General features: G+C 58.6%; 2 protein-coding genes. Both read right to left on the reverse strand.

The window, feature by feature from the left end:
- The coding region (locus VJ956_RS14605) for a pyridoxal-phosphate-dependent aminotransferase family protein (RefSeq protein ID WP_324085775.1) at positions 1-1,039 on the reverse strand (1,039 nt) is incomplete at its 3' end.
- 82 nt (positions 1,040-1,121) lie between these two features.
- On the reverse strand, positions 1,122-1,472 hold a 351-nt coding region (locus VJ956_RS14610), incomplete at its 5' end, for an integrase core domain-containing protein (protein ID WP_324085776.1).

Below are 1,472 nucleotides of genomic sequence, written 5' to 3' on the forward strand. Positions count from 1 at the left end.
CCGACGTCGCTGAATTTCCTTTTTCCGCCAACACCTTAGCCGCAGCATCCAAAGCCCCCGCTCCATGTGGAACGCCCAAGGCCAACAGTCCCGCATTGACCGACGCCAGCATTCCCAGAACCATGTGGGCATTCACATGTCCCATATGGCCCATGCGGAAAAACCCGTGCCACTCCGGATCACCGGGTTCGGCCATACCAAGGCCGATGCCCAAGGTCACCTCTGCCTCGCGCTCCAGCCAAGCGCGCAACTCTGTCCCGTGAGGCGCACCGATCCGAAGCGATGTGACCGCATGGCTTCGATGCGCCGCATGCGCAACATTTAGGGTCAAAGGCCCGCTCTGCCCCCATATTTCGCAGGCGGCCCAAATCGCCCGCGCCAAACGCTCATGCCGGTCCCAGATCGCCTCAAGCCCTTCGGAATGGATCATATCCAAGGCTGTACGCAGCCCGTACAAGTGATGCGTAGGGGCCGTCCCGCCGAAGTACTGATAAAACATCTCCGGCTCGGCCCGAAGGGTCCAATCCCAATACCGGCTGACCTGCGACATCCCCCGGCGCACCGCGGCCGCCTTGTCGTTGAAGAAAACAAACCCAAGCCCCGGTGGCACCATCAGACCCTTCTGGCTGGCCGCGACCATGACATCGACGCCCCAGTCATCCATCTGGAACCGGTCACAAGCCAGCGACGCGATGCAGTCCACCATCAAAAGGGCCGGATGCTTCACCTCGTCCAAGACCTCTCGCATCGCTTTGATATCGTTTCGGATCGAGGTTGAGGTATCCACATGTGTTGCCAATACAGCTTTGATTTCATGCGACTTATCGGCCCGCAACGCCGCCTCCAGCCGGTTCATGTCTACCGGTGCCTGCTTACCGAAATCCAACAACTCCACCTTGGCCCCTAGGCCATTGGCGATCTCTCCCCAACCATGGCCAAACCGTCCCGTGGCAGGGACAAGAACCTTTTCGCCGGGTGCCACCACATTGGCCAAAGCCGCCTCCCACGTGCCATGCCCGTTGCAAATGTAGATCGCCACATGCCCCTCGGTCTGCGCGACACGGCACAGGTCCGCCGTCAGGCCCTGAACCAGACCGGGTTTACCGGAGACGATTGAGTTCCTATTCTGCAGCGAGAGTAACAGTGTTCAGACTGTCATAGAAGTTCCTTTCTGCGGTTGCTGGGGCGATGTATCCGATGGGCCCAAAACGACGTTCGTGATTGAACCAGTGGACCCATTCGAGCGTTGCGAATTCAACGTCTTTTTTGCCCTGCCACGGGCCCTCGTGCTCGATGACCTCAGCCTTGTAGAGACCGTTGATTGTCTCGGCCATCGCATTGTCATAGCTGTCACCGACACTACCGACTGACGGATCGATTTTGGCTTCCTCGAGACGCTCTGTGTACTTGATCGACAAATATTGAACGCCCCTGTCACTATGATGGATGAGGGTTTCGGGATCCGGTTGACG

Origin of the sequence: Marinobacter sp. (genome assembly GCF_035268745.1) — a bacterium.
GTDB lineage: Bacteria > Pseudomonadota > Gammaproteobacteria > Pseudomonadales > Oleiphilaceae > Marinobacter.